At 55.0% G+C, this 12,724-nt stretch carries 11 protein-coding genes; 3 read left to right on the top strand and 8 right to left on the bottom strand.

Features of this window, described 5'->3' with window-relative positions; translation table 11 throughout:
- Positions 1-108: 108 nt before the first annotated feature.
- A complete protein-coding gene (gene fdhF / locus HV346_RS01565; protein WP_181621883.1) occupies positions 109-2,256 on the bottom strand; it encodes a formate dehydrogenase subunit alpha in 2,148 nt (715 codons plus the stop codon).
- A gap of 257 nt (positions 2,257-2,513) precedes the next feature.
- On the opposite strand from fdhF, the gene HV346_RS01570 reads away from it, so the two are divergent.
- Positions 2,514-3,245 carry a response regulator transcription factor gene (locus HV346_RS01570; RefSeq protein ID WP_181621884.1) on the top strand — a complete coding sequence of 244 codons (732 nt, stop codon included), beginning with the start codon at positions 2,514-2,516 and terminating at the stop codon, positions 3,243-3,245.
- Positions 3,246-3,248: 3 nt separating this feature from the next.
- Here the strand turns inward: HV346_RS01570 and HV346_RS01575 are convergent, their stop codons facing one another.
- The 6 genes from HV346_RS01575 to HV346_RS01600 form a co-directional block, all read right to left on the bottom strand.
- Positions 3,249-4,253 carry a carbohydrate kinase family protein gene (locus tag HV346_RS01575; RefSeq protein WP_181621885.1) on the bottom strand — a complete coding sequence of 335 codons (1,005 nt, stop codon included), beginning with the start codon at positions 4,251-4,253 and terminating at the stop codon, positions 3,249-3,251.
- Positions 4,254-5,114 carry a ketose 1,6-bisphosphate aldolase gene (locus HV346_RS01580; protein WP_181621886.1) on the bottom strand — a complete coding sequence of 287 codons (861 nt, stop codon included), beginning with the start codon at positions 5,112-5,114 and terminating at the stop codon, positions 4,254-4,256.
- Between the two features lie 10 nt (positions 5,115-5,124).
- The gene (locus HV346_RS01585) at positions 5,125-5,811 is read right to left on the bottom strand and encodes a D-lyxose/D-mannose family sugar isomerase (protein WP_181621887.1); all 687 of its coding nucleotides are present in this window, start codon (positions 5,809-5,811) and stop codon (positions 5,125-5,127) included.
- 96 nt (positions 5,812-5,907) lie between these two features.
- Positions 5,908-6,849, bottom strand: a complete 942-nt coding sequence (locus HV346_RS01590; protein WP_181621888.1) for an ABC transporter substrate-binding protein — start codon at positions 6,847-6,849, stop codon at positions 5,908-5,910.
- 29 nt (positions 6,850-6,878) lie between these two features.
- Positions 6,879-7,874 (bottom strand): ribose ABC transporter permease, encoded by a 996-nt coding sequence (locus HV346_RS01595; RefSeq protein WP_181621889.1) that lies wholly within the window; start codon positions 7,872-7,874, stop codon positions 6,879-6,881.
- Entirely contained in the window at positions 7,871-9,391 is a 1,521-nt protein-coding gene (locus HV346_RS01600) for a sugar ABC transporter ATP-binding protein (RefSeq protein ID WP_181621890.1), read from the bottom strand. Before HV346_RS01600 ends, HV346_RS01595 begins: the two co-directional genes overlap by 4 nt.
- Positions 9,392-9,539: 148 nt before the next feature.
- Between HV346_RS01600 and HV346_RS01605 the strand changes: the two genes are divergently transcribed.
- Together HV346_RS01605 and yjdP are read left to right on the top strand one after the other, a co-directional pair.
- Positions 9,540-11,822 carry an ATP-binding protein gene (locus HV346_RS01605; RefSeq protein WP_181621891.1) on the top strand — a complete coding sequence of 761 codons (2,283 nt, stop codon included), beginning with the start codon at positions 9,540-9,542 and terminating at the stop codon, positions 11,820-11,822.
- Positions 11,823-11,891: 69 nt separating this feature from the next.
- Positions 11,892-12,212, top strand: a complete 321-nt coding sequence (yjdP, locus tag HV346_RS01610) for a DDRRRQL repeat protein YjdP (protein WP_181621892.1) — start codon at positions 11,892-11,894, stop codon at positions 12,210-12,212.
- On the opposite strand, the gene HV346_RS01615 is transcribed toward yjdP, so the two are convergent.
- Positions 12,209-12,691, bottom strand: a complete 483-nt coding sequence (locus tag HV346_RS01615; RefSeq protein WP_181621893.1) for a hypothetical protein — start codon at positions 12,689-12,691, stop codon at positions 12,209-12,211. The two genes, yjdP and HV346_RS01615, sit on opposite strands and share 4 nt — an antisense overlap.
- Between the last annotated feature and the right edge of the window lie 33 nt (positions 12,692-12,724).

The raw sequence follows: 12,724 nt of genomic DNA on the forward strand, positions 1-12,724 counted from the left end.
TTCTGCGATCCATCTTCCAGAATATATATTTGATTTATTAATCATCTATTCATAAATAAAAATGGGGTGAATATTTCACCCCATTTATTCATTGATTAATTAACGGCATCACCCCATTGCACTTTCACGCAGCCGGGATTTTAGCTTGTTATATTCATCAATCACATATTGCTCGGCGGCTTGCTGATCGGCGATCGGCTCCACGCGCACAGCGCAATATTTATACTCCGGTGTTTTGGTTATTGGGCTAAGGTTCTCCGTCACCAGCTCGTTACACGCACCAATCCACCACTGGTAGGTCATATAGACCGCTCCTTTGTTGGGGCGATCGCTGACCTGCGCGCGAGTGATGATTCGGCCTTTACGCGAATTCACCCAAACCAGCGCTTCATCCTCAATACCCAGACGAGCAGCATCGGCAGTGTTGATCTGCGCATAACCCGGCTCATCTGCCAGGGCAGCCAGCGCGGCGCAGTTACCGGTCATCGAGCGACAGGAGTAGTGGCCCACTTCGCGCACGGTGGAGAGCACCATTGGATACGCTTCAGTGAGCTTATCAATTGGTGCGACCCAGTCGCAGGTGAAGAACTGTGCCAGCCCGTTCGGGGTATCGAATTTCTCTTTAAAGAGATAAGACGTGCCCTGATCGGCCTCAGACTCATCGCGACATGGCCACATGATGTAACCCAGCTCACCCATTTTTTCATAGGTTGCCCCATAAAAATCAGGGCACAGATGGCGCAACTCGTCCCAGATCTCCTGGGTGTTGTTGTAGTGCATCGGATAACCCATTCGGGTGGCGATTTCGCTAATAATCTGCCAGTCGGTTTTCAGGTCCCACTTTGGTTCCACCGCTTTAAAGAAGCGCTGGAATCCGCGGTCTGCCGCGGTGTAGACACCTTCATGCTCTCCCCATGACGTTGACGGTAAAATCACATCCGCCGCCGCCGCCGTTTTCGTCATAAAGATATCCTGAACAATCACCAGTTCCAGATCCTCAAACCCTTTGCGTACCGCAGAAAGCTCGGCGTCAGTTTGCAGGGGATCTTCACCCATGATGTAGGCTGCACGCACTTCACCATGTGCTGCACGGTGCGGCAACTCGCTGATGCGATAGCCCGTATGTTCAGGCAGACTCTCAACGCCCCAGGCCTTCGCAAATTTTGCGCGGTTTTCCGGGAACTTGACGTACTGATAGCCCGGATAGGTATCCGGCAGTGCGCCCATATCGCATGCGCCCTGAACGTTATTCTGACCGCGTACCGGGTTCACACCCGCATGCGGTTTACCGAGGTTACCGGTCAGCATCGCGAGGCTGGTGAGCGAGCGCACCGTTTCCACACCCTGATAGAACTGGGTGACACCCATACCCCACAGAATGGCGGCGGTTTTCGCCCCCGCGTACATCCGCGCAGCCTGGCGAATCTCCTGCGCACTCACACCGGTTATCGCTTCGACGGACTCTGGCGTGTAGCCTTCGACAATTTTGCGATATTCTTCAAAGCCTTCTGTACGTGAGGCGACAAACGTCTGGTCGTACAGATTTTCTTCAATAATGACGTGCCCGATGGCATTCAACAGCGCGATATTCGAACCGTTTTTCAATGCAATATGCATATCCGCGATACGTGCCGTTTCGATTTTACGCGGATCGCAGACGATGATTTTCGCCCCGTTGCGTTTCGCGTTAATGACGTGATTCGCGACGATCGGGTGAGAATCCGCCGGGTTATAGCCGAAAATAAACACGAGATCGGTATTGTCTATCTCGTTGATGGCATTACTCATTGCGCCGTTACCGACCGACTGGTGCAGACCTGCAACCGATGGGCCGTGTCAAACGCGAGCGCAGCAGTCGACGTTATTCGTACCAATAACGGCGCGCGCGAATTTTTGCATTACATAGTTAGTTTCATTGCCCGTCCCGCGTGAGGAGCCGGTCGTCTGAATAGCATCCGGGCCATATTTTGCTTTGATGGCACTCAGGCGCGTGGCGACATAGTCCAGCGCTTCGCTCCAGGAGACAGACTCCAGCTTGCCACCGCGCTCGCGGCGGATCATAGGGGTTTTCAGACGGGGGGTGAGGATTTGGGTATCGTTAATAAAATCCCAGCCATAGTAGCCTTTCAGACACAGCGTACCTTGGTTCGTTTTCCCCTGTGCCGCCTCCGCCCGGACGATTTTGCCGTTATCGACCACCAGGTGAATCTTGCAACCTGAGGCACAATATGGGCAAACCGTGACGACTTTTTTCATCGGTCTTGCTCCAGTTAATCGATTCTTTCGCACCCATTATGCAGCTTCTATGCCATGTTTTTATTGTGGGTATCCCCTGACTTTACGGGTGATTTTTGGTCAAAACACTGACGAAAAGCAGCCAATCGTCAAAATTGACGTGTCGAAGGGGGTATGGATGTGACGTGGGTTAAAATTCCATCACGTAAAAAGGAATTTGGCTGGAGCCGATTGCAGATTGGATCAGACTTAACATAATCCCACTACGGAAGCATACGATGAAGCCGGCGATCCTGGTTGTAGATGACGATACCGCAGTCTGTGAGCTGTTGCAGGATGTGCTCAATGAACACGTCTTTACGGTATTTGTCTGCCATAACGGTCAGGATGCGCTGAAACTGTCACAGCGGGAGCCGCACATTGCTCTGGTCTTGCTGGATATGATGCTGCCGGATATCAACGGATTGCAGGTTCTTTTGCAATTGCAAAAACAGCGTCCGGAACTGCCAGTGGTGATGCTGACGGGGCTGGGGAGTGAGTCTGATGTGGTGGTGGGGCTGGAAATGGGCGCTGATGATTACATCGGCAAACCTTTTAATCCGCGCGTGGTGGTCGCGCGGGTGAAAGCCGTTCTGCGGCGCACCGGCGTACTGGCCGCAGAAACAAACGCCCCGCGCGTTGCCGGGGTCGCGTTTAATGGCTGGACGTTAGACACCGTTCGCTGTGAACTCAGCGATCCGCAGCGTAATGTTATTCCCCTCACGCAAGGCGAGTACAACCTGTTGCTGGCACTGGCACAAAATGCCCGGCGAGTACTCAGCCGCGAACAGTTGCTTGAACTGACGCACAATGAAAGCGCGGAGGTATTTGACCGCACCATTGACGTGCTCATCATGCGGTTGCGGCGAAAAATAGAGGTCAACCCTCACCAGCCGATGTTGATTAAAACCATCCGTGGGCTGGGCTATGTCTTCGCCTCCGATGTTTCTCACAGTGATAAAGCTGCCTGAATCTCAGGTATTCTCGTTAATAAATGACTGCAATTCTGCCAATGTTTTTGCGCCGTCGATGGCATTGGCAGCCAGCAGGCTTGCCCGTGCGCAGGCGTGTGCCAGATAAATGCTGGCAGTCAGCGGCAGTGATTCATGGCAGCCATATAAAAAGCCCGCACAAAAGGCATCTCCCGCGCCGACGCTGCCGATGATCTCTTTTTGCTCCAGCATCCATGAGGGGATCCAGCGGCCTTCTTCCCCAGGCGCTTCGCCCCATGCACCTTCCGGGCAGTGGATCACCACGCGTTGTCGGACACCCGCCGCCAGCAGCTGTGATGCGGCGTCGGCGAGATGAGCAATGTTCAGTTCCTCGTTCTTATCGCGTATCTCCAGCCCACTGAACTCGCCGGCCTCCAGCTCGTTGATCACCAGATAATCGAGATACCGTAGGGCAGGGAGCACCAGCGGCTGATAGCGCGGGTCGCCTTTGCGGGAGACAAGATCGAGCGAGGTTTCAAAACCCAGGTCTCGCATCTGCGCCAGCAGGCGCGCGGCACGTGTACCAAATTCATCGTCCGGTATATCCAGGCTATCGAGTAGCAGCAGATACCCCAGGTGGAAGATTTTCATGGTGCTATCGAGACGATCAAAGGCGGGCAGATCCAGCAGACGGTTGGCCCCTGGTGAGTGGAAAAAGGTCCGTTGCCCGCTGGGATCGGTCATGACCTGCGACATCGACGTTGAGGCAAATGTGGTGCGCTGTACGCGCTGACGGTTGACATGATACTGGTCTAGCATCGCCAGGATATAATCCCCATCGCTGTCCTCACCAATCAATCCCACCGCCTGTAGCGGTAGCCCGACATGCATTTTGGCCAGCGTCAGCAGAACGTTAAGCGGTGCACCACCGGTTGATCGTTCACTGTGGGTAATTTCCGCCAGCCAGCCACGTTCCGGCCATTGCACGATCTGGTGGACATGATCCACCAGCATATTACCTGCTGCGATGATCCCTTTACGTTCCATTTATACCTGCCCTGCGCTACCGAAGATGCGCATCTGTTCTGCCACGGTATCGGTAATGGCTTCTTCAATGCCGAGCAGCAGTTCTGCAAATTCATCATACAGCGGCTGACGGTTCGCCATACACTGGTCCACCGCCGCCAGTGCAGCCTGCGACATGCCGGTGTAGAAATTGATTTTGTGAATACCTAGCTCAATGGCGCGCCGGAAATCGGCATCGCTGATACCGGAGCCACCGTGCAGCACTAGCGGCAGTCCCGTTTGCTGGCGAATGGCATCCAGTCGCGGAAAATCGAGTTTTGGCTCACCTTTGTATTTGCCGTGTGCGTTACCGATAGCGACGGCCAGGGCATCAATGCCGGTCAGGTCGACAAACTCACGAGCCAGTTGCGGGTCGGTAAAAAAGGCTTCATCAGCATGGCCGTAAAGTGCGCCGCCCTCATCGCCCCCAACTGCGCCAAGCTCAGCCTCCACAGAAACCCCCACGGCATGACACATCTTCACCACTTCACGGGTCTGGCGGATATTTTCGTCATAACTCAGCGTTGAGCCATCAAACATCACGGAACTAAAACCTAAGCGCAGTGCCCGCACGATCGCCTCATAATGCAGCCCGTGATCAAGGTTAAGTACCACAGGAATATCGTGGCGAGCGGCTTCGAATTTAACGGCCTCCACAAGCGATTCCAGCGAGACATATTTAAAATGGACTTCCGCAATGTTGATGATAAAAGGCGAGCGCTCCTGCTTAGCCGCCGCAAACAGCGCGCGCAGGAAGTGGGAGTCGAGAACGTTAAATGCGCCCAGCGCGTAGTGATGTTCCCTGGCGTGCTCAAGACCGTCGGCAAGCGAAATCAGTGGCATAAATCACTCCTTATATCCGAAACAAGGCGTACTCGTTACACAGCACCAGCACCGCCGGTTCGTCTTCTTCGATGTTGTTATATCGGGAGAGCGGCTGGAGAAAGTGGTTGTCGTGCTCATCATCGTTGACAGAAGACACTTCCCCCACCAGAACATCGCCAAAGCCCCGTTCTCCCCAGAAGCTGTGGTACAGACCCGGCGTCAGGCAGATGCTTTCCCCTGGCTGGAGGCGCAACTGGCTGCCAGGCGCATGTGTCTGAATTTCTCCATTAACGACTACCGTCACATCGGTATTTTCAGTCTCTTCGTGCGCGTCGGCATTCCACAGTTCGATAATGAGGTTTCCGCCCGCGCGATTGATAATGTCCTCGCGCTTACGCCAGTGAAAATGCATGGGAGTGACCTGACCGTCACGGACGTGCATGATTTTTTCGGCATAGCACTTTTCATAGGGCACGCCGTTTGGCGATCCATTGCGCAGCGTAAAAAGGGTTAATCCTTGCGCCGCGAAGTTGTTACCGCCAAAAGCGGTCACGTCCCAGCCAAGTTTGAGATCGAACACTTCCCGCCATGCGTTTTGGTCGAGCTGTTGCCATTTGGTTGGGGGAAAGCTGGCAAACGGCGGAAGATGAACATCGTGCATGGAAAAAAATTGCCGTGTGTGGCCGAGGATTTCGTTGATTTCGGCGCGTTTCATGGGAACTCCTTGCGTTACGTGCAAAGTCTTACCCCTCATGCTAACCCTCCCCCTAAGGGGAGAGGGCTGGGAAGGGGACAACTGGCTGCACAACGATTACTTAACCGTCCACCCCTTGTACGATCCGACATTCTGCTTATCGATCATCGTCACCGGGATCAGCACAGGCTCTTTCGGCGCAGGTTTGCCCTGTAGAATGTCATAGCCGATTTCGACCGCTTTTGCCGCCATAACCTGCGGATCTTGTGCGGGTGTCGCCACAAACAGGGAATTTTCGCGTTTCAACGCTTCTTCACCATCCGGGCTACCATCGACGCCGACGATAAAGAATTCATTACGCTGAGCCTGTTTTGCCGCCAGATCTGCGCCGATCGCGGTAGGATCGTTAATGGCGAACACACCGTCGATCTTCGGATTGGCGGCCAGCAACGCGGTCATAATCTCCAGACCCCCTTCACGGCTCCCTTTGGCGTTTTGGTTGTAGGAGAGAACGTTGATATCCGGGTGACGTTTGAATTCAGTCTGGCAGCCTTCCACACGGTTTTGTACAGCGGATACCGGTGGTCCGTTGATGATCACCACATTGCCTTTACCTTTCAGGCGATCGGTAATGTATTTGCAGGCCATTTCACCTGCCTGGGTGTTATTGGAAGTGATTGTCGCATCAGCCCCTTCTGCGGCGACGTCCACTGCCACGACGACGATCCCCGCTTCTTTCGCGCGTTTAACCGCCGGGCCGATCCCTTTGGAATCTGCGGCGTTCAGGATGATCATGTCCACTTTTGCCGCGATAAAGTTATCGATCTGCGCCACCTGCTGACCCAAATCGTAACCGCTGGACACCAGCGTCACTTTGACGTTATCGCCTGCCAGTTTTCTCGCTTCCAGCTCGGCCCCTTTGGTGATCTGCACAAAGAACGGGTTCGCCAAATCGCCCACCGTAACACCGATGGATTTTAAATCTTTTGCCTGCGCAAATGGTGTAGCGGCAAGCAGTGCGCCAGCACAGAGCGCGGTCACTAACGGTTTCAAACGCATAGGGTATTCCTCAAGGTAAGATGTTGTTGTTATGCACTTTGATGGTGTCGGGTACGGTATTTGTCGATCAGCACCGCTATGATGATCACCGCCCCTTTGATCACCAGTTGCCAGAAGTAGGAGACGCCCATCAGCGTCATGCCGTTGTTCAGGGTGGCGATAATCAGTGCGCCCACCAGCGTGCCGGTGATCGTCCCGATCCCACCGACAAAGCTCGTTCCGCCGAGGATCACCGCCGCGATGGCGTCCAGCTCATAACCTGTCCCTAAGTTGCCGTTGGCGCTGTAAAGCCGCGAGGCGCTCATCACCCCGCCAAGCCCGGAGAGCAGGCCGCTCATGCCATATACAAACAGCAGTACCAGCCACACCTTGATGCCTGTTAAGCGTGCGGCCTGCATATTGCCGCCCACCGCGTAAATATGAACACCCAGTGTGGTACGGCGCAGAATAAACCAGCACACGACGATTACCGCCAGCGCGATCACCACCAGCCACGGGATCGGCCCGAGGTAGTTATTGCCGATCCATTCGAAATTAATGTTTGAGTTAATCACCGTTGTGCCGTCTGCCAGCAGGTACGCCGCACCGCGTAGCGCCGTATACGTGCCGAGGGTGACGATAAACGGCGGTAGCCCGGCAAAGGCCACCAGCGCGCCGTTAAACAGGCCGAGCACCAGACCGAGCATTAGTGCGGCGGGAATGGAGAGCATGGCGAGTTCTGGTATTAGCGACACCACCATTGCTGCGACTGCAGTTGTTCCCAGAATGGAGCCCACGGACAAATCAATACCGCCGGTCAAAATGATGAAGGTCATCCCCGCAGCCAGGACGATGTTAATCGATGCCTGGCGGGTAATGTTCAGCAGGTTGCTCTCGGTGAAGAAGTTTGGAGCGATAAAACCAAATACCGCCACGATCAGAATTAAAATGGGCAAAATACCGACCGTTTGCATCAGATCGCTCATCAGCATTTTTTTGGCGGAAGCGGATTTTGCGACCTGCTGCGGGTTGGTTGAGTTCGTCATGATTGCACCGCCTGGTGATGAGAGTCGTTCACGCCGGTTGCCAGCGTCATAATGTTTTCCTGGGTGATGTCGTGTCCGTGTAATTCGCCTGCAATGCTGCCTTCGCGCATCACATACACGCGGTCGCTCATCCCTACCACCTCCGGCAGTTCACTGGAGATCATCAGGATCGCCACCCCTTTGCGCGCCATCTGGTTCATGATGCGGTAGATTTCACTTTTCGCCCCCACATCCACACCACGCGTTGGCTCATCCAGAATCAGAATGCGAGGTCCAATGGCGACCCAGCGGGAGATCAGCAGTTTTTGTTGATTGCCTCCGGAAAGCCCGCCTGCACGAACTTGCGAATGTGGAACACGGATATTGAGCAGGGCGATGGCATCATCAGAAATCGATTGGGCTTTTTTGCGGTTGAGCATGCCAAAGGTGGCGTCACGCTCCAGTGTCGCCATGGTGATGTTTTCCTGTGCCGCCAGCTCCAGGAACAACCCTTGTTCTTTGCGGTTTTCGGTGAGGAAACCAATGCCGTTATCAATGGCCGCGCGCGGGGAGTGGATCACCACGGGTTCGCCATCCACTTCAATCATGCCGCCCGTGGCTTTACGCACGCCAAAAATCAGCTGTGCCAGTTCGGAACGTCCTGCCCCCACCAGCCCTGCCAGACCGACGATCTCCCCGGAACGGACCTGCAAACTGCAGGGGAGCACTTTCTTGCCGTCGGTGAGGTGATGCACATTAAGGCGCGGGCTACCGAGCGGGATATCGCGCTCTTTGTTGAACAGATCACTCAGCGGGCGACCTACCATCATCTTCACCAGTTCAGAAGCGCTGAGCTTGTCACGCGTCAGGCTGCCGACGTATTGCCCATCACGCAAAACGCTGACCCGGTCGGACAACTCATACACTTCGGCCATACGGTGGCTGATATAGATAATCGCCATGCCTTCATCACGCAGGCGCAGGATCAATTCAAACAGGCGATGGGTTTCGCGAGAAGAGAGTGCCGCTGTGGGTTCATCCATCACCAGGATACGGCTGTTACGGTGCAGTGCGCGGGCGATTTCTACCTGCTGCTGTTCGGCGATGGTCAGCTTCATCACCAGATCGGTCGCTTTGAAGTGCGCACCCAGGCGGTCAATGACGGCCTGGGCCTGGGCAGCCATCTCTTTACGCTGCACCAGTCCGCCACGCGACAGCTCGCTTCCGAGAAAGATGTTTTCGGCTACGCTGAGATTGGGGGCAAGCTGCATCTCCTGATAAATCAGGGTAATACCTGCGGCCAATGCATCTTTTGGCCCTTTGATGTGAAACACCTGGCCGTCGATCAGGATCTCACCGCTGGTGGCGGTGTATGCCCCGGCCAGGATCTTCATCAGCGTGCTTTTACCCGCACCATTTTCACCCATTAATGCGTGGATCTCACCGGGAAATACCGTCAGATCCACACCTTTGAGCGCGTGGAAACTGCCAAACACCTTGGCAATATTGCGCATCTCTAATACCGGGGTTCTGCTCATGGCGGATCTCCTGTGAAGCTCGATATCCGCACTTCATCACAGGTTCGTAAATGCAAAATGTCAGAAGCCGTTCATATTTGTCATAGTTATGAATAGTTAATATGGATCACAGTTACGGGACGAAATCGTCCTGCACCGGAGCGAAGCGATGCCCTCACGCCGTCCCCCTTTTTTCACCAGCGCCCGTGGTCGCCTGCTGATTTTCAACCTGCTGGTGGTCGCGGTGACGTTGATGGTGAGCGGTGTGGCGGTACTGGGCTTTCGTCATGCCAGCCAGATCCAGGAGCAGGTGCAGCAGCAAACGCTTGATGACATGACCGGCAGCATGAACCTGGCGCGTGATACTGCCAATGTGGCGACGGCGGCGGTGCGGTTGTCGCAGGTGGTGGGTGCGCTGGAGTACAAAGGTGAGGCAGACAGGCTTAAGCAGACACAAATGGCTTTACGTCACTCTCTGGAACAACTGGCTGATGCCCCGCTGGCGCAGCAGGAACCGGCACTGGTGGCGCGAATTATCCAGCGCAGTAATGAATTACAGCAAAGCGTGACGGAGATGCTGGAGCGGGGGCAACGCCGTCATCTGGAGCGCAACGCGCTGCTTAGCGCACTCTATCAAAGCCAGAGTTACTTGCGTCATTTACAGGATATTCAGCGTCGTTTTGGCGGTAACGTACCAGATGCACAGCTGCTGGGAGAGATGGATCGGCTGATTGTGGCGGCAATAGGTACGCCTTCGCCACGTGCCACCATTCAGCAATTAAACGGAGTAATGGCCTCTCTGCCACGAACGGCTCCACAGCCTGTTGCGGATTTTGTCCTTCCCGATTTCAACGCTGAACTGCGCAAGCTTGCCCCCTTATCCAAACAGCTGGAAGAGAGCGATTTGGCGATTAGCTGGTATATGTTCCACATTAAGGCGCTGGTTGCGATCTTAAACAGCGATATTAATCAGTATGTTGAGCAGGTGGCTCAGGCATCCCAGCTTCGCACTGCCCAGAGCCATCAGGAACTGCGCTCGATCAGCGTCTTTATCTCGATTTTCGCCGTTCTGGCACTCATCATCACCGGCTGTGCCTGCTGGTATATCTACCGCAATTTAGGCTCCAACCTGACGGCCATTTCCCGCGCAATGTCGCGATTAGCGCACGGCGAGCAGGATGTTTCCGTCCCCGCCCTGCAACGCCGTGACGAGCTGGGCGAGCTGGCGCGCGCGTTCAACGTTTTTGCCCGCAACACCGCGTCACTGGAACACACCACCCGGCTGCTGAAAGAAAAAACCTCGCAGATGGAGGTCGATCGTATTGAGCGCCAGGGGCTGGAAGAGGCGCTGTTGCACAGTCAAAAAATGAAAGCCGTGGGGCAACTGACGGGCGGCCTGGCGCATGACTTTAACAACCTGCTGGCGGTGATTATCGGTAGCCTGGAGCTGACGGATCGTGCCTCGCCGGATGCACCGCGCATTACCCGTGCGCTGAAAGCCGCGGAACGCGGCGCGTTGCTGACTCAGCGTCTGCTGGCGTTCTCTCGCAAGCAGTCCCTCAATCCGCATGCCGTGGAGATGAAACCGCTGCTGGAGAACCTGGGGGAGCTGATGTGCCATTCATTGCCCGCTTCCCTGACGCTGGATATTGAAGCGCAGTCTCCGGCGTGGTCTGCCTGGATTGATGTTAGCCAACTGGAAAACGCCATTATCAATCTGGTGATGAACGCCCGCGACGCGATGGAAGGGCAAACAGGTGTCATTAAAATTCGCACCTGGAACCAGCGTGTTACCCGCAGTGACGGACGCAAGCAGGACATGGTGGCGCTGGAAGTGATCGACCACGGAACGGGGATGTCGCAGGAGGTGAAGTCCCAGGTTTTCGAACCGTTCTTTACCACTAAACAGACCGGAAGCGGCAGTGGGCTAGGGTTGTCGATGGTCTACGGATTTGTGCGCCAGTCCGGTGGACGGGTGGAAATTGAAAGTGCGCCAGGGCAGGGGACAACCGTCCGCTTGCAACTGCCACGTTCTACGCTGCTGGCCGTACCCAGGGAAGAAATACGGACTGCGACGGCCTCAGAGCCAAGCGACCAGTTGGTTCTGGTACTGGAGGATGAGGCTGATGTTCGCCAGACGCTGTGTGAGCAACTGCACCAGCTGGGTTATTTAACGCTCGAAGCGGAAAGCGGTGAGCAGGCGCTGAGTATGCTGGAAGCCTCGCCGGATATTGGCATGTTTATCAGTGATTTAATGCTGCCAGGGAACTTAAGCGGTGCGGAGGTGATTAACCATGTTCGCAGCCGTTTTCCGCATCTTCCCGTGTTGCTGATGAGCGGCCAGGATTTACGTCCGGCGCATAACCCACAGTTGCCGGACGTGGCGCTATTGCGCAAGCCTTTTACCCGCGTGCAACTGGCGCAGGCGCTGCGGAAGGTGACCGCGAATTGAGATTCCTCCGCTACCTCTGCAACCTGCTGCTGTTTACTGTAAAGCCAGCCCCCCTGCGAGACTGGCTTTATGAAATGTTACTCTACCGCTCTGTTATTGGGTTTGCTGTCTTTAACCAGTCAACTGGCTCACGCCGATATTGTAGATGATGCCATCGGCAATATTCAGCAGGCGATCAACGATGCCTATAACCCCAGCAGTAGCCGCAGTAATGATGACGGAGATCATTATGATGACAGCCGTCGGAATGACAGCAGGCAGTATGACGATCGTCGCCGACAGCTTGAAGACCGACGCCGCCGTTTAGACGAGCGTCAGCGTCGGCTTGATGATGACAGACGACAGCTTGAAGACGACGAACGAAGGCTGGAAGAGAGTGACGATCGTTAATGGTCAGGTGCGGTTTCTTCGTGCGCGATGGAAACCGTTTTGGCTTGCATGCCATCCGTCTGCTCGCCACGAAACGGGAGATACGGCACAGCCCAGCCCATGATTAGCCCGGCCAACAGTCCAGGGCCGGTCGACATCCAGAGAAAATCAGGGGGAAGCTCTTTGATGATCAGCAACCAGCAAAAAGAGGCGATAACCGCGCCGATCGCACCGCAGGCAAGCGTTCTTCGCCAGGCAGAGTGATAGATACGTTGAGGAAAGCATGCCGCAGCTATGCCGGTCAGCAGGGCTGCGAGACCACCTACAATCCAGGTTAATGCCATAAACAGCGGTAAGACGCTGAGGATTTGCAGGAGGAGTTGTCCTGGCGTGTAAGAACTGGTGAGCACTTTACCGACAATGGCAACGGGCACACCAGCGTGTGGGGCTAATAAAGCAAACCAGCAAGCGTGATGGATAATACGGCGTGTTTTTGTCATAGCATTCCCCTTCAGAGTATTCACGTTGAAGGG

It is taken from the genome of Enterobacter sp. RHBSTW-00994 (genome assembly GCF_013782625.1).
Classification (GTDB): domain Bacteria; phylum Pseudomonadota; class Gammaproteobacteria; order Enterobacterales; family Enterobacteriaceae; genus Enterobacter.

Coding starts and splice junctions, on each gene's coding strand:
- HV346_RS01570 (WP_181621884.1), top strand. CDS start 2,514: ATGAAGCCGGCGATCCTGGTTGTAGATGACGATACCGCAGTCTGTGAG.
- HV346_RS01585 (WP_181621887.1), bottom strand. CDS start 5,811: ATGAAACGCGCCGAAATCAACGAAATCCTCGGCCACACACGGCAATTT.
- HV346_RS01575 (WP_181621885.1), bottom strand. CDS start 4,253: ATGGAACGTAAAGGGATCATCGCAGCAGGTAATATGCTGGTGGATCAT.
- HV346_RS01605 (WP_181621891.1), top strand. CDS start 9,540: ATGCCCTCACGCCGTCCCCCTTTTTTCACCAGCGCCCGTGGTCGCCTG.
- yjdP (WP_181621892.1), top strand. CDS start 11,892: ATGAAATGTTACTCTACCGCTCTGTTATTGGGTTTGCTGTCTTTAACC.
- HV346_RS01600 (WP_181621890.1), bottom strand. CDS start 9,391: ATGAGCAGAACCCCGGTATTAGAGATGCGCAATATTGCCAAGGTGTTT.
- HV346_RS01590 (WP_181621888.1), bottom strand. CDS start 6,849: ATGCGTTTGAAACCGTTAGTGACCGCGCTCTGTGCTGGCGCACTGCTT.
- HV346_RS01615 (WP_181621893.1), bottom strand. CDS start 12,691: ATGACAAAAACACGCCGTATTATCCATCACGCTTGCTGGTTTGCTTTA.
- HV346_RS01595 (WP_181621889.1), bottom strand. CDS start 7,874: ATGACGAACTCAACCAACCCGCAGCAGGTCGCAAAATCCGCTTCCGCC.
- HV346_RS01580 (WP_181621886.1), bottom strand. CDS start 5,114: ATGCCACTGATTTCGCTTGCCGACGGTCTTGAGCACGCCAGGGAACAT.